This is a genomic window from Streptomyces sp. NPDC042364, assembly GCF_056437585.1.
This window is the reverse complement of the sequence record NZ_JBWKAJ010000006.1, coordinates 426707-449850: the sequence shown is the minus strand read 5'-3', so window position 1 is coordinate 449850 and position 23144 is coordinate 426707. Positions and strand designations below refer to the sequence as shown.

At 70.9% G+C, this 23144-nt stretch carries 19 protein-coding genes and 1 pseudogene; 5 read left to right on the top strand and 15 right to left on the bottom strand.

What is annotated here, in order from left to right:
• Nucleotides 1-38 precede the first annotated feature (38 nt).
• The 5 genes from AC067N_RS16185 to AC067N_RS16165 form a co-directional block, all read right to left on the bottom strand.
• The gene (locus AC067N_RS16185; protein ID WP_478679493.1) at nt 39-1391 is read right to left on the bottom strand and encodes a pectate lyase family protein; all 1353 of its coding nucleotides are present in this window, start codon (nt 1389-1391) and stop codon (nt 39-41) included.
• 147 nt (nt 1392-1538) lie between these two features.
• The gene (locus AC067N_RS16180) at nt 1539-1904 is read right to left on the bottom strand and encodes a cupin domain-containing protein (RefSeq protein ID WP_478679492.1); all 366 of its coding nucleotides are present in this window, start codon (nt 1902-1904) and stop codon (nt 1539-1541) included.
• A gap of 126 nt (nt 1905-2030) precedes the next feature.
• Nucleotides 2031-3854, bottom strand: a complete 1824-nt coding sequence (locus tag AC067N_RS16175; protein ID WP_478679491.1) for a carbohydrate-binding domain-containing protein — start codon at nt 3852-3854, stop codon at nt 2031-2033.
• The gene (locus tag AC067N_RS16170; RefSeq protein WP_478679490.1) at nt 3851-4678 is read right to left on the bottom strand and encodes a VTC domain-containing protein; all 828 of its coding nucleotides are present in this window, start codon (nt 4676-4678) and stop codon (nt 3851-3853) included. The genes AC067N_RS16175 and AC067N_RS16170 overlap by 4 nt, the downstream gene beginning before the upstream one ends.
• Complete coding sequence (locus AC067N_RS16165) at nt 4675-5328, bottom strand: DUF4956 domain-containing protein (RefSeq protein ID WP_478679489.1); 654 nt, start codon at nt 5326-5328, stop codon at nt 4675-4677. The genes AC067N_RS16170 and AC067N_RS16165 overlap by 4 nt, the downstream gene beginning before the upstream one ends.
• 172 nt (nt 5329-5500) lie before the next feature.
• Between AC067N_RS16165 and AC067N_RS16160 the strand changes: the two genes are divergently transcribed.
• Nucleotides 5501-6217 (top strand): nucleotidyl transferase AbiEii/AbiGii toxin family protein, encoded by a 717-nt coding sequence (locus AC067N_RS16160; protein ID WP_478679488.1) that lies wholly within the window; start codon nt 5501-5503, stop codon nt 6215-6217.
• 110 nt (nt 6218-6327) lie between these two features.
• On the opposite strand, the gene AC067N_RS16155 is transcribed toward AC067N_RS16160, so the two are convergent.
• The 3 genes from AC067N_RS16155 to AC067N_RS16145 all read right to left on the bottom strand — a co-directional run bounded on the left by AC067N_RS16155 (nt 6328) and on the right by AC067N_RS16145 (nt 8907).
• The gene (locus AC067N_RS16155) at nt 6328-7116 is read right to left on the bottom strand and encodes an ABC transporter permease (protein ID WP_478679487.1); all 789 of its coding nucleotides are present in this window, start codon (nt 7114-7116) and stop codon (nt 6328-6330) included.
• Nucleotides 7113-8069 carry an ATP-binding cassette domain-containing protein gene (locus tag AC067N_RS16150; RefSeq protein ID WP_478679486.1) on the bottom strand — a complete coding sequence of 319 codons (957 nt, stop codon included), beginning with the start codon at nt 8067-8069 and terminating at the stop codon, nt 7113-7115. The genes AC067N_RS16155 and AC067N_RS16150 overlap by 4 nt, the downstream gene beginning before the upstream one ends.
• Nucleotides 8070-8238: 169 nt before the next feature.
• A complete protein-coding gene (locus AC067N_RS16145) occupies nt 8239-8907 on the bottom strand; it encodes a DUF4097 family beta strand repeat-containing protein (RefSeq protein WP_478679485.1) in 669 nt (222 codons plus the stop codon).
• A gap of 223 nt (nt 8908-9130) precedes the next feature.
• Between AC067N_RS16145 and AC067N_RS16140 the strand changes: the two are divergent.
• Nucleotides 9131-9862: pseudogene (locus AC067N_RS16140) on the top strand (GbsR/MarR family transcriptional regulator); the annotation flags it as partial.
• A 246-nt stretch (nt 9863-10108) separates the two neighbouring features.
• On the opposite strand, the gene AC067N_RS16135 reads toward AC067N_RS16140, so the two are convergent.
• The 5 genes from AC067N_RS16135 to aspS all read right to left on the bottom strand — a co-directional run bounded on the left by AC067N_RS16135 (nt 10109) and on the right by aspS (nt 14903).
• Nucleotides 10109-10495: a hypothetical protein gene (locus AC067N_RS16135; RefSeq protein WP_478679484.1), complete on the bottom strand. Its 387-nt coding sequence runs from the start codon at nt 10493-10495 to the stop codon at nt 10109-10111.
• A gap of 38 nt (nt 10496-10533) precedes the next feature.
• Nucleotides 10534-11163, bottom strand: a complete 630-nt coding sequence (locus AC067N_RS16130; protein WP_478679483.1) for a GOLPH3/VPS74 family protein — start codon at nt 11161-11163, stop codon at nt 10534-10536.
• Nucleotides 11160-11702: a hypothetical protein gene (locus AC067N_RS16125; protein ID WP_478679482.1), complete on the bottom strand. Its 543-nt coding sequence runs from the start codon at nt 11700-11702 to the stop codon at nt 11160-11162. Before AC067N_RS16125 ends, AC067N_RS16130 begins: the two co-directional genes overlap by 4 nt.
• 208 nt (nt 11703-11910) lie before the next feature.
• Complete coding sequence (locus tag AC067N_RS16120; RefSeq protein ID WP_478679481.1) at nt 11911-12909, bottom strand: intradiol ring-cleavage dioxygenase; 999 nt, start codon at nt 12907-12909, stop codon at nt 11911-11913.
• A 230-nt stretch (nt 12910-13139) separates the two neighbouring features.
• Nucleotides 13140-14903: an aspartate--tRNA ligase gene (gene aspS / locus AC067N_RS16115; RefSeq protein WP_478679480.1), complete on the bottom strand. Its 1764-nt coding sequence runs from the start codon at nt 14901-14903 to the stop codon at nt 13140-13142.
• 364 nt (nt 14904-15267) lie between these two features.
• Between aspS and AC067N_RS16110 the strand changes: the two genes are divergently transcribed.
• Nucleotides 15268-17688: a SpoIIE family protein phosphatase gene (locus AC067N_RS16110; protein ID WP_478679479.1), complete on the top strand. Its 2421-nt coding sequence runs from the start codon at nt 15268-15270 to the stop codon at nt 17686-17688.
• A gap of 309 nt (nt 17689-17997) precedes the next feature.
• Here AC067N_RS16110 and AC067N_RS16105 read toward each other — a convergent pair whose 3' ends face one another.
• The gene (locus AC067N_RS16105) at nt 17998-18969 is read right to left on the bottom strand and encodes a pirin family protein (protein ID WP_478679478.1); all 972 of its coding nucleotides are present in this window, start codon (nt 18967-18969) and stop codon (nt 17998-18000) included.
• A 198-nt stretch (nt 18970-19167) separates the two neighbouring features.
• Nucleotides 19168-19674, bottom strand: coding sequence for an SseB family protein (locus AC067N_RS16100; protein ID WP_055511713.1), 507 nt, complete (start codon nt 19672-19674; stop codon nt 19168-19170).
• Between the two features lie 150 nt (nt 19675-19824).
• Here AC067N_RS16100 and AC067N_RS16095 point away from each other — a divergent pair, with 150 nt between their 5' ends.
• Together AC067N_RS16095 and AC067N_RS16090 are read left to right on the top strand one after the other, a co-directional pair.
• A complete protein-coding gene (locus tag AC067N_RS16095) occupies nt 19825-21651 on the top strand; it encodes an acyl-CoA dehydrogenase (RefSeq protein WP_478679534.1) in 1827 nt (608 codons plus the stop codon).
• A 176-nt stretch (nt 21652-21827) separates the two neighbouring features.
• Nucleotides 21828-23126, top strand: a complete 1299-nt coding sequence (locus AC067N_RS16090; RefSeq protein ID WP_478679477.1) for a M18 family aminopeptidase — start codon at nt 21828-21830, stop codon at nt 23124-23126.
• Nucleotides 23127-23144 lie beyond the last annotated feature (18 nt).

Below are 23144 nucleotides of genomic sequence, written 5' to 3'. Positions count from 1 at the left end.
GAAGGATGGCCGGGCGGGGTCACGTTCGGGAGGGGCGGTCAGGACAGGGTGCCCGCGCCCGTCGAGGCCGTGAGGGACGTCAGGAGGTCCTTCACCGACGTCTCCAGGCCCGCCGTCAGGGCGGGGGTCCAGTTGACCGTCGTCTTCAGCTTCTTCGAGCTCGCGGCGTTGTACGCGGCGACGATGTCCGTGGCGGTGCCGTTGACCAGGTTGCCCTTGCCGGCGAGTGAACCGGTGCCGTCGCCGCTGAGCAGCTTGGCGACCTTCGCGCCCGCCGGGATCCGCCAGACGTTGTGCTCGGCGACGACCTGCGCCTTGGCGCGGGAGTCGATGCTGTACTTCGGCTCGTAGCCGTTGAGGCTCGTCGTGTCGTAGACGTTGTTGTAGAGGTGGATCTGGCCGATGCGGGCCAGCGGGGCGCGCTGGACGATGCCCTTCCACACGTTGTGGTGGATGGTGACGCGCAGCTTGCCCGTGGAGTCGGTGTCGCTGCTGCCGATCAGCATCGTCTTGTCGTGGTTGGAGAAGAGGTTCCGCTCGACGGTCACCAGGTCGGAGCCGTTGGTGATGTCGAGGGCGCCGTCGTGGATCTGGTACTTGCGGCCGAAGTACGTCTTCAGCGACTTGTCGAAGGTCGGCTCGTCGGTGAACGTGTTGTGGTCGGCCCACACGTTGGTCGCCCCGCGCAGGGTGACGGAGTCGTAGTTGGAGTTCCACTCGCCGGACGAGCCGTCGGTGGGGTCCCACTGCGGGAAGCAGTCCTCAGTCGCGGCGAACGTCAGGTTGCGGATGATGACGTTCTTGACGTTCTGGACCTGGAGGCTGCCGCCCGTGATCCCCGCCTTGGTGCCGGGGACGCCGATGATGGTGGTGTTCGACGGCACCCGGAAGACGATGTTCTTCTTCTGCTTGTCCGCGGCGGCCTTGCGGGCGGTCTCCTGGGTGCCGGACGGCACCTTCTTGCCGTAGGTCGACGGGTCATAGGCCTTGAGGTACGCGGAGAGCGAGTAGCCGGTCCCGGAGGCGTAGTCGGCGCAGCTCAGCTTCCTGCCCGCGTCATCGGTGTTGGCGTCGATCGTGCCCTTGATCTTGATGATCCGGGGGGTGGTGTCGGTCGGGGAGCCGAGCGCCTTCACCAGCTGGGCGCGGGTCGAGACCGTGAAGGTGTGCGCCGCGTCCGCCTTCGAACCGCCGGTCGTGCCGGACCCGGAGGCCGCCCAGCCGTCCTTGGCGGGCAGCACCTGGTGGTAGAGGTCCGTGGGGGCGGCGTTGGCGTTCATCACCAGGACGCCGGCGCCGACTCCGGCGGCCACGGCGGCGGCGGTGACCACGAGGGTGCGGCGCTTGCGGAGGGACCGGCGGTGGGACGGGCGCGAGGAGGCAGAAGCCACGGATGAGTCCTTACGTAACGTACGTGGTTCGGGTGAACACGTGGTTCGTGTGGAGCCCCCGTGAAGGGGGTCCCGACTCATGTGTGGTCGCCGTTCCGGGAAAGGTTGCCTCCAAGTTCCCTTTCCGCCGGTGCCGGTGAGTGGGGGTCAGCCCATGTTCGACTTGATGTGCGCGATGACCTCCTCGAACTCCTTGCGGGGCGAGAAGTCCACGTACTCGCAGTCCTCCAGGGCCTCCGGTGCGTGGCCGGGCGCCCAGTAGAAGGCCTCGCCCGCCTCGTAGGTCTGGTCGCCCTGCTTGGTGTGCATCACCAGCCTGCCCTTGAACATGTAGCCCCAGTGCGGGACCTGGCACAGCCCGTCGGGCTCGTCCTTCAGGGCCGGGCCCATGTCCGCGCCCTTGGGGAGCCGCACGAAGGCGACCTCCGTGTCCCCGCCGATGTCCTGCATCCGTAGTTCGACCCCGTCGCCCTCGAACTCGACGGGTACGTCCATCCGTGTGACTGCCTTCATGCCGACCTCCCATGAGTGCTCGGGGCGGGGCCTTCCGGAAGCTCCGCCACTCCTTCCAGTCTGGCCCCACCCGTCACACCGCGCCCGGCCATGCCCCGGCCCCGCCCTGGTCCGGCCCGGGTACGGCTACTGCCCGCGGCCCCCGCCCCCTCCGGGTCCGCCGGAGCCGCCGCCCTCCGGGGCCTCGCCCGCCGTGACCGTGGCGATCTTCTCGGCGGAGCCGAGCTTGCCGGACCGGGCCAGGCCGCCGGTGTCGGAGCCGGAGACCGAGCCGCCGGAGTACACGGTGTACTCCTCGCCGCTCTCGACGCCCTCACCGGAGTAGACGACGTTCTGGATGGTCTTGGAGGTGACGTACGAGGCGACGATCCCGCCGTCGGAGTCGACGATGTGCAGGGTCGTGCCGGCCTCGACGGACGCGTCCAGCGTGGCCGACAGCCAGCCCTGCTCGGACTCGCCGTCGGGGGCGACGACCATGCCGGCGCTGCCGGAGGCGAGGAGTGTGCCGCCGCTGACGGTGAAGCCGCCGTTGACGTCGAGCGCGCCGTTGCCGCCGGCCTCGGGGCCGTTGACGACGATCGTGCCGCCGGTGATCTCGGCGGTGCCGTTGGAGTCGAAGCCGTCGCCCTGGGAGTCGAGGACCAGGGTGCCCCCGGTGACCTTGGCGGTGTAGTCGCCGACGTTCTCGCCGCCGCCACCGCCGGGTCCGCCGCCCTGGTCGTCGGAGGTGGCCTCGCCGCCGGACGCGTTGACGCCGTCGTCCTGGGAGGTGACCTTGGTCGTACCGCCTCTGACCAGGATGTCCTTGCCCTCCAGACCCTCGTTGGAGCCGGTGACGGTCAGACTGCCGGCGCTGATGACCAGGTCGCCCTCGGCGTGTACGCCGTCGTCGCCCGCGGACAGGGTGACGTCGGCGCCGGCGAGATGGACGGCCGCCTCACCGTGCAGGGCGTCGGCGGAGGCGGACACGTCGACGGTGCCCCCTTCGAGCACGGTGATCACGCCCGACTTCAGACCGTGCGCGGAGGTGTCGTCGGACGCCTCGGCCTCGACGCTCAGCTCGCCGCCGGTGACGACGAGGTCGGTGGCCGCGTCCACGGCGTCGCCGCCCGCGGTGACCGAGACCGTGCCGCCCTCGACGGCGATGTACCCGGCGTCGTCCTCGTCACCGTTGTCGGACTTCAGCCCGTCGCCCGCGGCGGTGACCGTGACCGTGCCACCGCTGACGACCAGGTAGTCCTTGCCCCGGATGCCGTCGTCGGCGGCCTCGACGGTGACGTTGCCGCCCTCGACGAGCAGCCCGTCCTTCCCGGCGATGGCGTCGTTGCCGTTGCCCTTCACCGTCAGGGAGCCGCTGCCGCCGATGGTGAGGTCGCCCGCGCTGTAGAGGGCGGCGTTCGCCTCGGCGTCGTCGGCGTAGGAGCCGGTGTCGCTCAGCTTGTTCGCGCTGCCTTCCGCGAGGACCACCACGAGCCGCTCCGCCTCGGTGGCCGCGATCGCGGACCCGGAGGAGTGGGAGATGGCGACGCCGTCGAGGACCAGCTTCACCGTCGCCTCCGGCGCGGTGATCACGATCTGCCCGTCGTCGAGGGTGCCGCTGATCCGGTAGGTGCCGGCGGAGGTGATGGTGACGGTCGCCCCGTCGACGTCCACACCCTTGCCGTCCACCTCCGCCGAGTCGCCCTTCAGTTCGATGGAGACGGCCTCGGACTCGTCATGACCCGTGTCCCCGTCCTCGGCGTGCGTCTTCTCGTTGTCGGCGAGCACCTCGGCCGCCGTGCGGTCCCCGTCGACCGCCGAGGCCGCGTTCGCGCTCGACGCGGCTGATCCGGAGCCGGACGCCGCGTCGCTCCCGGAGGAGCAGCCGGACAGCGCGGCGGTGGCGAGGACGACGGAGGCGAGGGCGGCGGCGGCCCTGGTACGCAGCCGGCGCAGTGCTCCGGTGTTCATGCGGGACTCCCGTTCGATGCGGATGCGGAGGGGAAGTGGCGCCGCAGGACGGGCAGCCAGCGGTGGGCGGGCAGGCCGGGCCGCAGCGCGGCGAGTCCGGTGCCGTACTTGGAGACGGGCAGGGGCCGGTGACCCAGCGACCACAGCAGCCGGTCGGCGCCGCACCCCGCGCGCCCGGCCTTGGTCTCGACGACGGCGCGGTCGGGGGTGCGCAGTGCGGTGCCGTCGGGCAGCGCCCAGTTCAGGCCGGTGTCGACGGTGACGCGGCTGCCGCTGTCCGGCAGCAACAGCGTGGTGCGCAGATAGCGGGTGGTGAGCGTGGGGACCAGCCGCAGGCCTCGCACGTCGATGCCCGCCTCGCCGAGCGTCTCGTCGGCGTACGCGCGGGCCTCGGGGCTCAGCCGCCAGGGGTCGCCCTGGTACGGGACGCGCTGTTTGACGGTGGTGCCGCGCGGGCCCCGCGTCTTGACCTCGACGTAGTGCGTGCCCTCGCGCGAGGAGTCGGCGGGGAGATAGGTGCGCACGCGCAGCTTGAAGCGGCGCCGGCGGCTGCGGGCGGCGCCCAGATAGCCGTCCAGGTCCGGGGTGTCGAAGTACACGGAGCGGTACGCGAACCTCCGCCGGCCGTCGGCCTCCAGGACCCGCAGGTCCTCGTCGAGGCCGCCCACGACGAACGGCAGATCGGTCAGGGGCAGCATGTACTTGCGGTCCAGCCGGGTCAGCAGCGCGGCGCGCTCCACGAGTTCGTCCAGACCGACGGGGCGCAGCGCCCCGACCACGGGGCCGATGGAGTCGATGGAGTCGATGGAGTCGACGGCGGTCATGCCCGCACCTCGTGCTCGACCCGCGCCCCGGCCTCCCGCGCCCCGGTCTCCCGCACCCGCGCCCCGGTCTCCCGCACCCCGGCCTCGTGCGGTGCGCGCGGGACTTCGCCGCCGGCGACATAGCGGACGTCGACGAGGGTGATGTCGTTGACGAGGTCGACGCTCTGCACGGACAGGTTCACGACGCGCCCGCCGAGGAGCACTTCGAGGTGGGCGCGCAGGGCGTCCTCGTCGGTGTGGGCGGCGTCGAGGCGGAGGACGCGCTGCCGGTACCGGCCGTACAGCCGCGGGTGGTCGCCGGCGTACATGGTGGCGACGATCAGTGCCATGAGGAGGGCGGACAGGGCGTTCACCCGCTCCGGCAGCCCGGCCAGCAGGCCGAGGGCGAGCGCGGAGAAGTAGTACGCGATCTCGTGCTGGGCGATCTCGTACGACCGCAGCCGGATGATCGACAGCACGCCGAACAGGCCCATCCCGAGCCCGATCCCGACCGAGGACGAGCCGAGCGTCATCGCCACCGCGAGCACGCCGACGTTGATGCCGAGGAAGGCGGCGACGAGGTCCCGACGATGGTGGCGGGGGAAGTAGACCGCGAAGGTCAGCACGGAGATGGCAGCCAGATCGGCGACCACGAGAAGGGTCTGGTCCATGACACGGGACGATCGCGGGTCAGGCTATGAGCCTGCTTTGTCTTGTCTTAACCGAACTTGAGAAGTCCGGAGGGCCGATGGCGGGTGGACCGCCGGAAAACCGGGGGAAAGTCCGGGGGCCGTGATAATCCATGTCCATGGCCCCACCCCCCACCACTGCCCAGGCCCGCGCGTGAACGACCTTCCCGACCCGGGTCCCCCCGACCCGGTCCTCCATCTCCTCTTGGACATCCTGGCCATCGGCGCCCCCTACGCGCTCGCCGTGACCGGCGACCACGCCGTGCGGGCCCACGGCCTGACGCAGAGCCGCCCGCCGGGCCGCGTGCTGGAGGTGGCGACGGAACATCCGGCCCCGATGGACCAGATCGCCCGCGCCGTCCGCACCGGGCTGGCCGAACGCGGCTGGCTGGTGGAGGAGGCGGAGGCCACCCCGCTCTCCGCCCACCTCCTCGTCACCGACCCGACGACCGCGGAGGAGCGCACCCTGGACATCCTCAAGGAGTCCCTGTGGCGCCCGGCGGTCGAGACGTCGCTGGGCCCGACCCTCTCCCTGGAGGACGTGGTCGGTACGAAGGTCCGTGCCCTGGCCGACCGGAACACCGCCCGCGACCTCGTCACGGTCCACGCGGCCACCGTCCACTGGACCATCCCCGAACTGGAGGAACTGGCCCGCCGCCACACCTCCGCCACCGCCTCGACCTTCGATCTCGCCGACCTCCAGTCCCGGCTGGAGGCCACCGAGTGGCTCGACGACAGAGAGTTCGCCCGCCAGGGCCTCGACGAGCAGGCCACCATGTCACTCCGCCGCTGGGCCCAGTCCTGGGCCGCCGACATCGCCGAACGCCTGCTGGAGGAGGAGGCGTTGACACCCCCGCCGGAGGCCGAGTGAGCACGGGGTGCGGCGACACACGAACGGGGCGGCGTACTCCGACGCCCTGTCGGTGTACGCCGCCCGGGGTGGGACGGGGGGGCGGGTGCCTGCCCGCGCTGTCACGGCGGTTACTTCGGGTCGCTGTTGAACTTCGCGGTGGACCAGAAGTAGCCGAGCACCGCGAGACCGACGCACCAGGCGAGGGCGAGCCATCCGTTGTGGCCGATCCCGGTGCCGAGGAGCAGCCCGCGCAGGGTCTCGATGGCGGGGGTGAACGGCTGGTACTCGGCGATCGGCTGGAACCAGCCCGGCATGGTGTGCAGCGGTACGAAGGTGCTGGAGATCAGCGGGAGGAAGATCAGCGGCATCGCGTTGTTGCTGGCCGCCTCGGCGTTCGGGCTGACCAGGCCCATCCCGACCGCGATCCAGGTGAGCGCCAGGGAGAACAGCGTGACCAGCCCGAAGGCCGCGAGCCACTCCAGGACGGTGGCGTCGGTGGAGCGGAAGCCGATGGCCACGCCGACGGCGCCGACGAGCACCACGCTCATCACGCACTGCGCCACACTGCCGACGACGTGCCCGATGAGCACCGAGCCGCGGTGGATCGCCATGGTGCGGAAGCGGGCGATGATGCCCTCGGTCATGTCGTTGGAGACGGACACCGCGGTGCCGATCGTGGTGGAGCCGACCGTCATCAGCAGCAGACCCGGCAGCAGATAGGCGATGTAGTCGGAGCGGTCGGCTCCGCCGCCGAGGCCCGCGCTCATCGCGTCACCGAAGATGTAGACGAAGAGCAGCAACAGCATGACCGGCGTGAGCAGCAGGTTCAGCGTCATCGACGGATAGCGCCGGGCGTGCAGCAGGTTGCGGCGCAGCATCGTGGACGAGTCGCGGACGGCGAGGGAGAGGGAACTCATCGCAGGGCCTCCTTGGCCTGGGCGGGGATGTCGGTGCCGCCGGTGAGGGCGAAGAACACGTCGTCGAGGTCGGGGGTGTGCACGGTCAGTTCGTCGGCCTCGATGCCGGCGGCGTCCAGCCGGTCGAGGACGGAGCGCAGCGCGCGCTGGGAGCCGTCGCTGGGGATCTGCAGGGTGAGGGCGTCGTCGTCGCAGGTGACCTGGCTGAGCGCGGAGGTGGCGGACCGGTAGGCGGCCGGGTCGGAGAAGCGGAGCCGGACGTGGCCGCCGGGGATCAGTCGCTTGAGTTCCTCGGCGGTGCCCTCGGCGGCGATCCTGCCGTCGTGGAGCACGGCGATCCGGTCGGCGAGCTCGTCGGCCTCCTCCAGGTACTGGGTGGTGAGGAAGACGGTGACACCGCCGGTGATCAGCTCGCGGATGATCTGCCACATGGTGTGGCGGGAGCGGGGGTCGAGGCCGGTGGTGGGCTCGTCGAGGAAGATGACGCGCGGGTCGCCGACCAGCGTCATCGCGATGTCGAGGCGGCGCTTCATACCGCCGGAGTAGGTGGCGGCGGGCTTCTTCGCGGCCTCGGTGAGATCGAAGCGTTCCAGCAGTTCGGCGGCGACCCGTCGTCCCTCGCTCCGGGGCAGGTGGTGCAGGTCCGCCATGAGGAGCATGTTCTCCTCGCCGGTGATCAGCCCGTCGACGGCGGAGAACTGACCGGTGACACCGATCGCGGCACGGACCGCCTGCGGGTCGGCGGCCAGGTCGTGGCCCGCCACCCGGGCCCGGCCGCCGTCGGCGCCGATGAGGGTGGACAGGATCTTGACGGCGGTGGTCTTGCCGGCCCCGTTCGGGCCGAGCAGGGAGAAGATCGTTCCCTCGGGGACGGTCAGGTCGACGCCGTCGAGCACGACCTTGTCGCCGTAAGACTTGCGCAGCCCGTTCGCCGCGATGGCCGGGGTGGTCATGGTGGGTGCTCCTTCAAAGGGGCCGGGGGTCGGAAGTGCCGGGGCCGGAGATGCCGAGGCCGGGGTGTGCCGGGGGTCGGAGGCGCCGGGGGCGGTGTGCCGAGGCCGAAGTGCGCCGGGGTCGGAGCCGCCGGGTCGGGGTGTACCGGGGTCGGGGTGTACCGGGGAGTCAGAGACTGCGGGCGGTGATGTCGCCGCAGGCGGTGGTGGCGCGGATGTCGAGTGCGGTGGCACCGTCGTTCTTGAGTGCGTTGCTGACGCGGCCGTAGGCGGTACCGGCGTCCAGGGCCGCCGAGACGCCGGGGGCGGCGGCGACGGAGATGTCACCGGACTCGGTGCGGAGCACGACCGTGCCGCGTACGGCCTCGCCGATGCGGATGTCACCCTGCTGGGTGGTGATCTCGGCGTGCCCGCCCAGGCGGCCGACGGACACGTCCCCGGCCAGGACGGCAAGGCGGGCGTGGGCGGTCTCGTCGAGCTTGACCTGGCCGAGGGCGCCGTCGACGGCAACGTCTCCGAGCCGGCCGACGCCCCGGAACTCGACGCCGGCCGACGTGGCCTCGACCCGGGAACCGGCGGGCAGCTGGACGGTCACCTCGACCGCGCCGGCGGGGCCCATGAGCCGGTTCTTGACCGGCGCCGTGGCGGTGACCCGCAGGGTGCCGTCCGCGAACTCGACGGTGCTCTGCTCGGCGAGCTTCACGTCCCGGCTCTTGGCCGGGTCCACGGGCCGGATCTCGACGGCGGTGTCGGCACGGTCGGCGGCGATGACCTGCACCCGCCCGGCCTGGATGTCGAGGACGGCGGCGATCGGGGCGGGGGTGGCGAACTTCTGCATCGTTCTCTCCTCTGGGTCGTTGTTTCCGACAAGAGAAAAGCTACGTTGCATTCAGGTATCCGGCAACAACGTCGTTGCATGCAATCTTTGTATTCGCAGGCCAGAGGGCTGAAATCGTTGCAACAGCATCGCGATTAACGCAACACCTCACTCAGCCTCTCGTTGCAATGAGCAGAAGTGAACGCTAGAATGGGGCCACTCGCGGACCGTGAAGGAGACGCCCATGCCGGGAGGCCGGCTCACCCAGCCCGAACGTCAGCAGATCGCCCTGGGGCTGGCCGACGGTCTCGCCTACGCCGAGATCGCCCGCCGCCTCGACCGCCCCACCTCGACCGTCACGCGCGAGGTCATGCGCAACGGCGGTCCCACCGCCTACCGCGCCGACCTGGCCCATCGCGCCACCGAACGCCGCGCGCAGCGGCGCAGGCAGACCGCGCCCCGGGAGCCGGTGTCGTCCGCGCGGGCCGACGGGCGGGACACCGAGGCCGTACGCGAGTTCGAGGAGACGTTCGCCACCGTCATGATGGCCTCGGGCATGCCCAAGATGATGGCCCGGGTCATGGCGTGCCTCACGGTCACCGACACGGGCAGCCTCACCGCGTCCGAGCTCGTCCAGCGTCTCCAGGTCAGCCCGGCGTCCGTCTCCAAGGCCATCTCGTACCTGGAGAACCAGGCCTTCGTCCGCCGGGAGCGCGACGAACGCCGCCGCGAGCGCTATGTCGTCGACGACGACATCTGGTATCAGTCGATGCTGGCCAGCGCCCGGGCCCTGACCCAGGTCATCGAGATCGCGCGGCAGGGCGTCGGCGTCCTCGGCAACGGCACCCCGGCCGCCGCCCGACTGGAGAACGTCGCCCGCTTCCTCGACTTCGTCAGCGAGAGCACGATCCGCGCCGCCGAACAGGCCCGCGAGGTGCTCCACACCAAGGCCGGGAGCGCGGGGGCGGACGACGCGAAGGCCGAGAGCTGGAAGGCGGACGGCGCGGAGGCCGACGGGGCGACGACCGAGAACGCCAAAGCCGATCACGCGGACGCGGGGAGCACCAACGCGGGAAGCACCAACGCGGGAAGCACCAACGCGGGAAGCACGGACGCGGGAAGCACGGACGCGGGAAGCACGGACGCGGGAAGCACGGACGCGGGAAGCACGGACGCGGGAAGCACGGACGCCGAGGCGTCATAGGACGGCGGCGCCCCCTGATCACCCACCCGAGGGCAGCTCCCCCACGGGGACGGCGCCGGTACCGCCGCGCGGGCACACCCATACGGCCGTGCCCTTCTCGACGGCCGCCTCCAGCGGATGCGCGTCCGGATGCTCCGGGCACCGCGGCCACACCGCGGGCTCACCGGCCGCCCACAGCGCCTCCACCGCCCAGCTCTGCACCTGGTCGGCGACCTCGGCCAGCAGCATCCCCGGCCGCCCGTCCGGCTCGGCCCACACCCCCTGCCCCGAACCGTCGGGCGCGTAGAGCACGACACCGTGGCCGTCCCGGTCCTCCCGCACATCGGGGCTCACGGGACACTGCGCGCCCAGGTCCCGCAGAACGGCGGCCAGCGCCTCGGTGAACTCGGGGGAAAGACCACTCATGAGTCGGACACCTTACGAGGGAGAACCGGAACCACTGCTCACGTCACCGTCGTGATCACGACGACCGTCGTCACCATCGTCGCGGCGACGAGCGCGGCCGACGCCGCGGCGGCCGCCGCGGCCATGCGGCGCAGGGCGGGGACGGCCCAGTGGCGTTCGGCGATCTCCGTCATGCGCCGCTCGACCGCAGCGGTCTGCTCCTTCCCCAGGTCCGGAAAGGCCAGTTCCAGCAGTTCGGCGTGGTGGAGCAGGGTGATCAGGGCGGCGGTGCGATGGTCCGGCTCGCGTCCCTCGAGGACGACCGCCGAAAGGCGCCTGCGCAGCGCCGCTTCCACCGTGCCGTCGGCCTCCGGGTGGACGGTGGTGCGGAAGACGAGGAGGAGCCGGCGCCTCTCCTCACGGATCAGACCCTTGTCCAGCAGACCCCGCAGGGCCGTCTCGTACTCCTCGTCCCGGTGCTCGTTGACCCACTTCTCGGCGTCGTCCGGGAGCGCCGCGTCCTCCGGGTCGTCCGCGAGTGCCCGTTCCAGCAGGGCCGCCGCCGCGATCGCGTACGTCGTGCGCAGCGGCAGCCTCGCCTCACCCGTGGAGTCGTCGAGGGAGAGGAGGAGGATCTCCTCCCCGAGGGTCGTGAGGGGCGGGGCGGCGGCGGAGGTCGACGTGGTCATGACCAGTAGGACGCGTCGAGGCCGTGCAACAGTTCCTTCCGCCCGCCCCAGTCGGCCCGCCCGCCCCAGTCGGCCCGCCCGACCCAGTCGGCCCGCCCGACCCGGTCGGCCCGTGCGCCCCGGTCTGCCCCTCCGCCCCGGGCGGCCCGGTCGAGCGGACCGCGTTCCGTCCCCTGAGCGGCCGGGTCCAGCCCCAGCGCCCTGCGGGCCTCCCCCACGTGGTGCAGGCCCTCGGCCGCCGTCCGGACGACCACCGCGTACTGGTCGGGCGTACGGGCGGCCGCCAGCCGCGCCCGGGCGGAGCGAAGGCTCTGGGCGGCCTCGGTCAGGGAGCGGGCCGCGTCGCCGTCCGCCCCGGTCTGCGCCCGGACGTCGATACCGGCCAGACTGCCGCCGAGCCGGACCACCCAGCGGTTGGCGTCGGCCTCCGCGGCCAGGCCGGACGTCGCGTCCCGCGTGCCGTCGAGGCGCCGCCGGGCGACGACCGCGACCACCGCCCCGAGGACCAGCAGCAGTGCGAGCAGCACGGCGAATTCCATGGCCTCCTCCACTCTCCGACGTCTCCTTCCCCTACGGGTTCCTCGCCTTCCCTGTCCCATCACACCCGCGCCCGCTGTGCCCCTCCGACGGGAAACCTGTGCGTCCACTGATGACTTCCCCGGCGCCCGGCCCCGCGCATACGCGCGGACACACCGAAGGCCCGGAACCCAGGGGAGGGGTTCCGGGCCTCGCGCCGAGCGGCGTCGGTCACTCCGTCGCCGACGCTCCCGGCTCCGCAGAAGCGTCCGAGCCCGTGTTCGTCGCGTCCGGGTCGACGCCGACGGTGATGGTGCCGATGACGCCCTTGGCGATGTCGTTCTTCTTGTACCTCAGCTTGAGCAGACCGCCCTGGGTGCCGCTGCCGTCGTAGATCGTGTCCTCGTCGAGGGTCGTACGCTCCGTCGTCGACGTGGAGTACGGCTCGACCTCGGCGGAGGCGAGCACGGCCGCCTCGTCGAAGAAGAACTGGCCGGTGTGGCAGGTGTTCCCGCCCTCGTAACCGGAGTCCGTCCACTCACCGTTGACATGCACCTTGGTGTGGACGTGGACACAGCGGCCCCGGTACCAGCCCGGGAAGACCGTCTTGAAGGTGACGAACCCCTTCTTGTCGGTCTTCCAGGTGCCGCGCAGATAACGGGTGTCGCTGGTCGGCTCCTCGTGCCCGCCGCCACCGCCACCTCCGCCGCCGCCCGACGGGGGTTCGCCGGTGGGGGTGCCGGACGGCATGTCCGTGGGGACGCCCGAGGGGGCGTCGGTGGGGGCGGTGCCGCCGCCCTCGGAGAAGCTCTCGTAACCCGAGTAGAGGCCCAGCGCGTCGCAGTGCCAGATGTCGACGGCCGCGTCACGGATCGGCGCGCAGCTCCCGGAGTCGATCACCTTGACGCGGAGGGTGAAGGGGATGCCCTCCTTGTCCTCGGTGATGTCCTGCCGGATCTTGTCGGCGTCGATGTAGTACGGGCCCTCGGTGGTCTCCGAGGTGAGCCGGTAGCACTCCTCACCGGCGCTCGCGGTCGCGGACCCGGGAGTGGTGACCTTGGTCTTCCCGGTCGGGTCCGCGCTCGCGGTCGCGACGACGGCGCCGCCCGCGGCCACCGCGGCCACGGCTCCGGCACCCGCGACCACGACCTTGCGGCGCGTCAGGTCCCTCTTGTGCTTCGGCCCCCGGGACTCGGGGGCCTTGTCGTTTCCGATCTGATTTCCCGTCATGGACGAGGAAAATAGGGAGGGACGCTGTCAGTACCGTGGGAAAGCACTGTGGTTTCGCCCCTGTTCCCCTTCGCCGCGACGGCACCCGCACCCGCCACGACGACTTGCGACGCGTCGGCTGCCCGTTGCCGCCGGCGGTTCCCCGCGCATGGAAAAGGGTCCGGAAACCGACGGACGGTTTCAGGACCCTTCTCTTTCAAGCCTCCATGAGGCTTGCCTCACACACTTCTCTACTTCGGCTGCGGCTTCCGCACCGAGAGGTGCAGCTCCCGCAGGCGCGCCTCCTCCAGCTCCGTCGGCGCGCCCATCATCAGGTCCTGGGCGTTGCCGTTGAGCGGGAAGGCGATGGTCTCGCGGATGTTGGGCTCGTCGGCGAGGAGCATGACGATGCGGTCCACGCCCGGGGCGATACCGCCGTGCGGCGGGGCGCCGAAGCGGAACGCGCGCAGCATGCCGGCGAACTGCTCCTCGACGGTGTCACGGTCGTAGCCCGCGATCTCGAAGGCCTTGAGCATGATCTCGGGCTCGTGGTTCCGGATCGCGCCGGAGGACAGCTCGACGCCGTTGCAGACGATGTCGTACTGCCAGCCGAGGATGTCCAGCGGATCCTGGGTCTCCAGGGCCTCCAGACCGCCCTGCGGCATCGAGAACGGGTTGTGCGAGAAGTCGATCTTCCCGGTGTCCTCGTCCTTCTCGTACATCGGGAAGTCGACGATCCAGCAGAACCGGAACACGCCCTCCTCGAAGTGGCCGGCGCGCTTGGCGGCCTCGACGCGGACCGCACCCATGATCTTCGAGACCTCGTCGAACTCACCGGCGCCGAAGAACACCGCGTGACCCGGGGCCAGCGACAGGCGCTTGGTCAGCTCGGCGACGTTCTCCTCGGTGAGGAACTTGGCGATCGGACCGGTGAGCGCACCTTCCTCGCCGACGCGCACCCAGGCCAGGCCCTTCGCGCCCTGCTCCACCGCGTACTCGCCGAGCTGGTCGAAGAACTTCCGGGGCTGTCCGGACACGTCCGGCACCGGCAGCGCGCGCACGTGCTTGCCGGCGAACGCCTTGAACTCCGAGCCCTCGAAGATGTCGGTGATGTCGACCAGCTCCAGCTGGGCGCGCAGGTCCGGCTTGTCGGAGCCGTACTTGAGCATCGCCTCCCGGAACGGGATGCGCGGGAACGGCGAGGTGACGTGACGGCCGTTGCCGAACTCCTCGAACAGCTCGGTCATGAGCTTCTCGATGGGCTGGAAGACGTCCTCCTGCTCCACGAAGCTCATCTCGACGTCGAGCTGGTAGAACTCGCCCGGCGAACGGTCCGCGCGCGCGTCCTCGTCACGGAAGCAGGGCGCGATCTGGAAGTACCGGTCGAAGCCCGAGATCATCAGCAGCTGCTTGAACTGCTGCGGAGCCTGGGGGAGGGCGTAGAACTTGCCCGGGTTCAGGCGCGAGGGCACGACGAAGTCGCGGGCGCCCTCGGGGGAGGTGGCGGACAGGATCGGCGTCGCCATCTCGTTGAAGCCGAGGGCCGTCATCTTGTGCCGGATGGCGCTGATCACGGCCGTACGCAGCATGATGTTGCGGTGCATGCGCTCACGGCGCAGGTCGAGGAAGCGGTACTCCAGGCGCCGCTCCTCGTTGACCCCGTCCTCGGCGTTGATGGTGAAGGGCAGCGGGGCGGCCGCGCCCAGCAGCTCGACCTCGCCGACCTCGACCTCGACCTCGCCGGTGGGCAGGTCGGGGTTGACGTTCTCGGCGCCACGGGAGACGACCTTGCCGTCGACACGGACGGTCGACTCCTTGGAGATCTTGTCCAGGGCCTCGTAAGCCGGGGTGCCCGGACGGGCGACGAGCTGCGTGATGCCGTAGTGGTCGCGCAGATCGATGAAGAGGATGCCGCCCAGGTCGCGCCGATTGTGCAGCCAGCCACTCAGCCGGACGTCGGTGCCGACGTCAGAGGCGCGGAGCTCGCCGCAGGTGTGGGACCTGTACCGATGCATCGTCGTTCATCCAGTCTTCGCTGATCGGGGATCTGGCACCGTGCCACACGGTTCACTGTCCGTGTTTCACGTGAAACACAGCCAAGGGTACCGGGCACCCCAAGATCGCCTCCCCACCATTTACCGCCACCCGCGCGGGTAACCGCGTCCTATGGTTTGTTGGACACCGCTCTCCCCACCCCGGACACCTTTTCCCGCACGGATACTCACCGTCACAGCCATAGCCAGGACCGCAAGCGGTTTCTGTCGATAACGTCAACCGCTGTCACCGCCGTCGTCGCCGATCGCGGTTACCTCAGGTACCGCTCGGTGCCCGGTACAGCTTCGGTGGCACGGTCCGATCGGCTGTTCTTAGAGTGGGTCAATGCGCACTGGTGAGCCCCCGCCCACCGTGGAGGACGTCCTGTCCGCCCTGGCGACGGGACTGTGGACCTGGGACAGCGCTGCCGGAACCGTCACCGTCGACGCCGAAGCAGCCCGGCTCCTGGGGCTGCCCCCGGAACCGACCACCCTGACCCAGGCCGGCGCGCGGTCGAGACTCCACCCCGTCGACTGGAACGAGATCGTCTCCGTCGTGCAGCTCGCCGTCGCCGAGGACACCCTCGCCGAGGTCCGGATACGGATCATGGACGAGCAGGGCCGGGTCATCCGTACCGTCCGCAGCCGTTCCAAACCGACCTTCGACCCCCTGCGCAGATCGGTCGAGCTGATCGGCACCATCCAGGAGGTCACCGAGCCCTCGCCGCAGACCGCCGCCCGCGCCCCGGCGGCCGTCACCGGCGACTGGCGGCGCTCCCGCGAGGCGTTCCTGCTGGACGCGGGGCGGGCGCTGGCCGAGGCGCGGTCGACCGAGGAGGTGCTGCGCGTCGCGGCGGGCCTGGCGATGCCGGGCTTCTCCCCGGACGGGCTCGCCGTGTTCGGGGTGGAGGGCGACCGCCTCACCGTCATCGGGCACCACGGGCACAACCACGGCGACGAGGGCCCGTTCACACACATGCCGCTGGAGACGGACTACCCGGCGGCCGAGGTCGTCCGCACCGGCCGGGCCGTCTATCTCTCCTCCCCCGAGGACTACAAGTCCCGCTACCCCACCGCCTGGCCGCTCGCGGAACGGTTCAACCGCCAGTCCTGGGCCTTCCTGCCGCTGATCGTCGCAGGCCGCACCATGGGCGCGTGGATGGCCGGCTTCACCCACCCGGTCACCTTCACCCCTGACGAACGGTCCGTCCTGACCACCGTGGCCCGGATGCTCGCCCAGGCGCTGTCCCGCGCGGGCGCCGCCGAGACCGAACGCGAACTGACCGACGGCCTCCAGCGCACGATGCTCCCCACGCTCGGCCCCGAGATCCCCGGTATGAGCGTCGCCGCACGCTACGTCCCGACCGGCGGCGGACTCCAGGTCGGCGGCGACTGGTACGACATGATCGCCCTGCCCAACGGGCGCTTCGCCCTCGTCATCGGCGACGTCCAGGGCCATGACGTACGCGCCGCCGGACTCATGGGCCAGCTCCGCATAGCCCTGCGCGCGTACGCCTCCGAGGGCCACCCGCCGGACGCGGTCCTCTCCCGCGCGTCCCGCTTCCTCCACGGCGTCACCGTGGACTCCTCCGGCGAGTTCACCGACCTGCGCTTCGCGACCTGCCTGTACGTGGAGGTCGACCCGGTGACCGGCGTGCTGGACATCGCCCGTGCCGGGCACCCGGACCCGGCGATCCGCATGGCCGACGGCACGGTGCTGGTCCGGCCGACCCCGGGGGGCCTGCCCCTAGGCATCGACCCCGACGCCGACTACCCCACCACCCGGCTCGTCCTCGAACCCGGCGAGACGATGCTCCTGTGCACCGACGGCCTCATCGAGACGGGCGGCCACGACCTCGACACGGGCTGGCGCCGCATCAGAACGATCCTGGAGTCCTTCGACCAGCCCCCGCGTGATCCGGATGGCAACGCTGTCGGGGGAGACGGCCCCGCCAAGGACAGGACAGCCGTTGCACGGGACATGGCGAGCCCGGCCCCCACGGCGGCCGCCCCGGCGTCGGCTGGGGCAGGTTCGGCGCCCACGGCAGCCGGTCGGGCATCGGCGGGGAGCGTCCCGGCATCGGCGGCGGCAGCCGGTACGGCGTTGGTGGGGGACGGTCCGGCGCCCGCGCAGGCGAGTCCGGTCCCCGTGGCGCTGGACGGAGCGAGCCCGGTGGTGAACGGGCTCGCTCCCGGACGGCTGGAGGCGCTGGCCGACGCGCTCGTCCAAGGTGTGCACGGCCCGTCCTCCCATCACACCCCCGGACCGCTCGCCGACCGGCGCGAGGACGACATAGCGATGCTGCTGCTGTCCCGCGAGGCCGAGGGGTCCGGCCGCGGTGGCACCGTCGCCATGAAGCCTCCCGTCCGCCGCACCGCCCTGACCGTCGCCCAGGCCGAGCCCGAGCGCATCGCCGGGGCCCGCCAGCAGGTCCGCGAACTGCTGCACGACTGGACCTCCGACGACCAGGTCCACTCGGCCGTCCTCCTCGTCTCCGAGATGCTCACCAACGTCCTCGTCCACACCGACGCCGACGCGCTGCTCGTCGCCGAGATGACCGGCGACGGCGGCAAGCGCCGGATGCGGATCGAGGTGACAGACGCCAGCGACGACCTCCCGCACAAACGCCGCCCCGGCGAGCTGGCCTCCTCAGGACGCGGTCTCGTCCTCATGGACATGCTCGCGGACGCCTGGGGCGTCGACCCGCGCGGCGAAGGCAAGAGCATCTGGTTCGAACTCCACGAGCCCCCCGCACCGGAGGGGTGACCCACTCGGCGTACCCCCAGTTCAGACCGGGCGAGGCAGGGCTTGCCCGTGCTCCCGCGGTCCCCCGTGCTCGCCATGCGGTGGGTCATTGTCGCCACGGCCGGCCCCACGGGGGGTGGACCGGCCGTGCGTCCCACACCACCACCGGCCTAAGGGAACGCTCCGCCTCATGCGTACGCACCCCCTGGCCGCCCGGCGCACTCCCGCTTGTCACACCGCACGGGGCCCCCGTACACGCCGGAGGCCCCCACCCGGCTTGGGTTCAAGCGGTCGGGCGGGGGCCTCGCGGCATCGCAGGCTGAGCGGGGGTCAGATACCGCCCTCGGTCATCCCGTGGACCGCCGGGATCGTGCCCAGCCGGCCCTTCTGGAAGTCCTCGAACGCCTGCTGCAGTTCCTCGCGGGTGTTCATGACGAACGGGCCGTAGTGGGCCATGGGCTCACGGATCGGCTGTCCGCCGAGCAGCACGATCTCCAGGTCGGGCGCGTTGGAGTCCTGCTTCTCGTCCGCCCGCACGGTGATGGACGAGCCCGCGCCGAGGACGGCCGTCTGCCCGAGGTGGATCGGGCGCCGGTCCACACCGACGCTGCCGCGCCCGGCGAGCACGTACGCCAGCGCGTTGAAGTCCTCGCGCCAGGGAAGCGTGATCTCCGCGCCCGGCGCCACGGTCGCGTGGAGCAGGGTGATCGGGGTGTGGGTGATGCCGGGGCCCTGGTGCCCGTCCAGCTCGCCGGCGATGACGCGGAGCAGCGCGCCGCCGTCGGGGGTGGTGAGGAGCTGGACCTGGCCGCCGCGGATGTCCTGGTAGCGCGGCGCCATCATCTTGTCCTTGGCCGGCAGGTTCACCCACAGCTGGATGCCGTGGAAGAGGCCGCCGGACACGACGAGCGACTCCGGCGGAGCCTCGATGTGGAGGAGGCCGGAACCGGCCGTCATCCACTGGGTGTCACCGTTGGTGATGGTGCCCCCACCACCATGGCTGTCCTGGTGGTCGAAGATCCCGTCGATGATGTAGGTGACGGTCTCGAAGCCACGGTGCGGGTGCCAGGGCGTGCCCTTGGGCTCTCCCGGCGCGTACTCCACCTCACCCATCTGGTCCATCATGATGAACGGGTCGAGGTGGCGATAGTTGATCCCGGCGAACGCACGGCGGACCGGGAAGCCCTCGCCCTCGAAACCGCTGGGCGCGGTCGTCACGGCGAGCACCGGACGGGCCACCGCGTCGGCCGGCGCTACGACACGGGGCAGGGTCAGCGGGTTCTCGACGGTCACTGCGGGCATGTCGGTACCTCCTTGTACGCTCACTTTAGTTGATTGTTGAACTTTCTGCCAGACCCAACGACGAACGCCCGGAGGACATTCCCTCCGGGCGTTCCACTCGCCTGGCGATCAGTTCCGGACACCGAGCCGGGACCGGAGCCCGCCCGCCGAGCGCACGGGCCCGCCCGGCCCCGCGGCCCGCCGAGCCCGACCGCAGACCTATCCGTACATGCGCCGCATCGCGAACTCCACCATCTGCTCCACCGCCTTCGCGTCGAAGACCATCCGGTGCTCCCCCTCCATGTCGAGGACGAAGCCGTAGCCGGTCGGAAGCAGGTCGATGACCTCGGCTCCGGTGATCACGAAGTACTTGGACTCCTTGCCGGCGTACCGGCGCAGCTCCTTGAGCGAGGTGAACATCGGGATCACCGGCTGCTGTGTGTTGTGCAGCGCCAGGAAGCCGGGGTTGTCGCCGCGCGGGCAGTAGACCTTGGACGTCGCGAAGACCTGCTGGAAGTCCTCGGCGGCCAGCTGGCCCGTGGTGAAGGCACGCACCGCGTCGGCGAGGGACGGCGGGGACGGCTCGGGGTACAGCGGCGGCTGCTGCCCGTAGCCCCCGCCCATCGGGCCGCCGGGCATCTGCCCCGGCATCTGCTGCCCGGACATGGGCTGCTGCGGCGGGGCGTACTGCTGCTGAGTGCCAGCGCTCTGGTCGTAGCCGTACATGCGGCAAAGCGTAACGAGTCACAGATGACCGGATCGGGGTTGCTTCTTATTACCGGTGGGTAGCATCATCCACTAGAAGCTACTTGTTGGTATGTGAACTAGCGCGAGGATCCAGTGCCTCGCCGATCTCTCTTCTACGGAGCCGTCGCCATGGGGCACTACAAGTCGAATCTCCGCGACATCGAGTTCAACCTCTTCGAGGTGCTCGGGCGCGACAAGCTGTACGGCACCGGCCCGTTCGCGGAGATGGACACGGACACCGCCAAGAGCATCCTCGAGGAGCTGACCCGTCTCGCCGAGAACGAGCTGGCGGAGTCCTTCACGGACGCCGACCGCAACCCGCCGGTCTTCGACCCGGAGACGAACACCGCCCCGGTCCCGGCCTCCTTCAAGAAGAGCTACAAGGCCTTCATGGAGTCGGAGTACTGGCGGCTCGGCCTCCCCGAGGGCATCGGCGGCACGACCGCTCCCGCCTCCCTGATCTGGGCCTACGCGGAGCTGATCCTCGGCGCGAACCCGGCCGTGTGGATGTACTCCTCCGGCCCGGCGTTCGCCGGCATCCTCTACGACGAGGGCAACGACGTACAGAAGAAGATCGCCCAGATCGCGGTCGAGCGGACCTGGGGCTCCACCATGGTGCTCACCGAGCCGGACGCCGGTTCGGACGTCGGCGCGGGCCGCACCAAGGCGGTCCAGCAGGAGGACGGCTCCTGGCACATCGAGGGCGTGAAGCGCTTCATCACCTCCGGTGAGCACGACATGGAGGAGAACATCCTCCACTACGTCCTCGCCCGCCCCGAGGGCCACGGCCCCGGCACCAAGGGCCTGTCCCTCTTCCTCGTACCCAAGTACCTGTTCGACTTCGAGACCGGCGAGCTGGGCGAGCGCAACGGCGTCTACGCCACCAACGTCGAGCACAAGATGGGCCTGAAGGCCTCCAACACCTGCGAGATGACCTTCGGCGACCGCCACCCCGCCAAGGGCTGGCTGATCGGCGACAAGCACGACGGCATCCGCCAGATGTTCCGCATCATCGAGTTCGCCCGCATGATGGTCGGCACGAAGGCGATCTCCACCCTCTCGACGGGCTACCTCAACGCCCTCGAGTACGCCAAGGAGCGCGTCCAGGGCCCCGACCTGGCGAACTTCATGGACAAGACCGCGCCCAAGGTCACCATCACGCACCACCCGGACGTCCGCCGCTCGCTGATCACGCAGAAGGCCTACGCGGAGGGCATGCGCGCGCTCGTCCTCTACACCGCCTCCGTCCAGGACTCGATCGCGGTGAAGGAGGCGGCCGGCGAGGACGCCTCCGCCGAGCACGCCCTCAACGACCTGCTCCTCCCGATCGTCAAGGGCTACGGCTCCGAGAAGGGCTACGAGCAGCTCGCCCAGTCCCTGCAGACCTTCGGCGGCTCCGGATTCCTCCAGGAGTACCCGATCGAGCAGTACATCCGCGACGCCAAGATCGACACCCTGTACGAGGGCACCACCGCGATCCAGGGCCAGGACTTCTTCTTCCGGAAGATCGTCCGCAACCAGGGCGCCGCTCTGAACACCCTCGCCGAGGAGATCAAGAAGTTCCTGGCGCTGGGCGAGGGCGGCGAGGAGCTGGCCGGCGCCCGCGAGCACCTCGCGAAGGCCGCGGTCGAGCTGGAGGCCATCGTCGGCCTGATGCTCACGGACCTCGCCGCGACCGAGCAGGACGTCAAGAACATCTACAAGGTGGGCCTCAACACCACCCGCCTGCTCCTCGCCTCCGGTGACGTCGTCGTCGGCTACCTGCTCCTCAAGGGCGCCGCCGTCGCCGCCGAGAAGCTCCCGAACGCGTCCGCCAAGGACAAGGCCTTCTACACCGGCAAGATCGCCGCGGCCAAGTTCTTCGCCGCCAACGTCCTGCCCGGCGTCACCCTGGCCCGCAAGGTCTCGGAGGGCGTCGACCTCGACCTGATGGAGCTGGACGAAGCGGCGTTCTGACCGCCCGGCCTCGGCCCCGGACGGCGATGCCACCGGGGCCGAGGCCCCCCGCGAACAGGGTCGGGTGGTGGACGGGCCCTGCCCGTCCGTCCACCGCCCCGTCCCCCCGCACTTCAACACCAGGGCCCGCTCCCAACGCCGGGAGCGGGCCCTCGTACGTCGTTAAGGTGAACCCCATGCGCACACCCCCACGCTTCGATCGCGGCCACACCGACGACCTGATGACCTTCCTCGCGGCCAGCCCGTCCCCGTACCACGCGGTGGCGAACGCCGCGGAGCGGCTGGAGAAGGCCGGCTTCCGCCAGGTCTCCGAGACGGACGCGTGGGACGGCTCCCTGGGCGGCAGGTACGTGCTGCGCGGCGGCGCGATCATCGCCTGGTACGTGCCGGAGGGTGCCGAACCCCACACCCCGTTCCGTATCGTCGGCGCCCACACCGACTCCCCCAATCTGCGGGTGAAGCCGCGCCCCGACAGCGGTGCCCACGGCTGGCGCCAGGTCGCCGTCGAGATCTACGGCGGCCCGCTGCTCAACTCCTGGCTGGACCGGGACCTCGGCCTCTCCGGCCGGCTCTCGCTGCGCGACGGCACCAACCGCCTGGTGAACGTCGACCGGCCCCTGCTCCGGGTGCCCCAGCTCGCCATCCACCTCGACCGTTCCGTCTCCGCCGAGGGCCTGAAGCTCGACAAGCAGCGCCACCTCCAGCCCGTCTGGGGCCTCGGCGACGACGTCCGCGACGGCGACCTGATCGCCTTCCTGGAGGAGGAACTGGGCCTGCCCGCCGGCGAGGTCACCGGCTGGGACCTGATGACCCACTCCGTCGAGCCGCCCGCCTACCTGGGCCGCGACAAGGAACTGCTGGCCGGGCCCCGCATGGACAACCTCCTGTCCGTGCACGCCGGTACGGCGGCGCTCGCCGCGGTCGCCACCTCCGGTGACGGCCCGTCGTACATCCCCGTGCTCGCCGCCTTCGACCACGAGGAGAACGGCTCCCAGAGCGACACCGGCGCCGACGGACCGCTCCTCGGCGGGGTGCTGGAGCGCTCGGTGTTCGCCCGCGGCGGCTCGTACGAGGACCGGGCCCGCGCCTTCGCCGGCACGATCTGTCTCTCCTCGGACACCGGTCACGCCGTCCACCCCAACTACGCGGAGCGGCACGACCCCACGCACCACCCGCGCGCGGACGCCGGCCCGCTCCTCAAGGTCAACGTCAACAACCGCTACGCGACGGACGGTTCGGGCCGCGCGGTGTTCGCCGCCGCCTGCGAGAAGTCCGGCGTCCCGTTCCAGACGTTCGTCTCCAACAACTCCATGCCGTGCGGCACGACCATCGGACCCATCACCGCGGCCCGGCACGGTATCCAGACCGTCGACATCGGCGTCGCCATCCTCTCCATGCACAGCGCCCGCGAACTCTGCGGTGCCAAGGACCCCTACCTCCTGGCCAACGCCCTGGCCGCCTTCCTGGAGGGCTGACCGGCGCCCGCCCGCCCG

Bases quoted from the DNA above. Each gene is read 5' to 3' on its own strand.
- AC067N_RS16145 (WP_478679485.1), bottom strand. From the start codon at position 8,907: ATGCAGAAGTTCGCCACCCCCGCCCCGATCGCCGCCGTCCTCGACATC.
- AC067N_RS16170 (WP_478679490.1), bottom strand. From the start codon at position 4,678: ATGACCGCCGTCGACTCCATCGACTCCATCGACTCCATCGGCCCCGTG.
- AC067N_RS16135 (WP_478679484.1), bottom strand. From the start codon at position 10,495: ATGAGTGGTCTTTCCCCCGAGTTCACCGAGGCGCTGGCCGCCGTTCTG.
- AC067N_RS16125 (WP_478679482.1), bottom strand. From the start codon at position 11,702: ATGGAATTCGCCGTGCTGCTCGCACTGCTGCTGGTCCTCGGGGCGGTG.
- AC067N_RS16180 (WP_478679492.1), bottom strand. From the start codon at position 1,904: ATGAAGGCAGTCACACGGATGGACGTACCCGTCGAGTTCGAGGGCGAC.
- AC067N_RS16175 (WP_478679491.1), bottom strand. From the start codon at position 3,854: ATGAACACCGGAGCACTGCGCCGGCTGCGTACCAGGGCCGCCGCCGCC.
- AC067N_RS16130 (WP_478679483.1), bottom strand. From the start codon at position 11,163: ATGACCACGTCGACCTCCGCCGCCGCCCCGCCCCTCACGACCCTCGGG.
- AC067N_RS16155 (WP_478679487.1), bottom strand. From the start codon at position 7,116: ATGAGTTCCCTCTCCCTCGCCGTCCGCGACTCGTCCACGATGCTGCGC.
- AC067N_RS16150 (WP_478679486.1), bottom strand. From the start codon at position 8,069: ATGACCACCCCGGCCATCGCGGCGAACGGGCTGCGCAAGTCTTACGGC.
- AC067N_RS16090 (WP_478679477.1), top strand. From the start codon at position 21,828: ATGCGCACACCCCCACGCTTCGATCGCGGCCACACCGACGACCTGATG.
- AC067N_RS16165 (WP_478679489.1), bottom strand. From the start codon at position 5,328: ATGGACCAGACCCTTCTCGTGGTCGCCGATCTGGCTGCCATCTCCGTG.
- AC067N_RS16095 (WP_478679534.1), top strand. From the start codon at position 19,825: ATGGGGCACTACAAGTCGAATCTCCGCGACATCGAGTTCAACCTCTTC.
- AC067N_RS16105 (WP_478679478.1), bottom strand. From the start codon at position 18,969: ATGCCCGCAGTGACCGTCGAGAACCCGCTGACCCTGCCCCGTGTCGTA.
- aspS (WP_478679480.1), bottom strand. From the start codon at position 14,903: ATGCATCGGTACAGGTCCCACACCTGCGGCGAGCTCCGCGCCTCTGAC.
- AC067N_RS16100 (WP_055511713.1), bottom strand. From the start codon at position 19,674: ATGTACGGCTACGACCAGAGCGCTGGCACTCAGCAGCAGTACGCCCCG.
- AC067N_RS16110 (WP_478679479.1), top strand. From the start codon at position 15,268: ATGCGCACTGGTGAGCCCCCGCCCACCGTGGAGGACGTCCTGTCCGCC.
- AC067N_RS16120 (WP_478679481.1), bottom strand. From the start codon at position 12,909: ATGACGGGAAATCAGATCGGAAACGACAAGGCCCCCGAGTCCCGGGGG.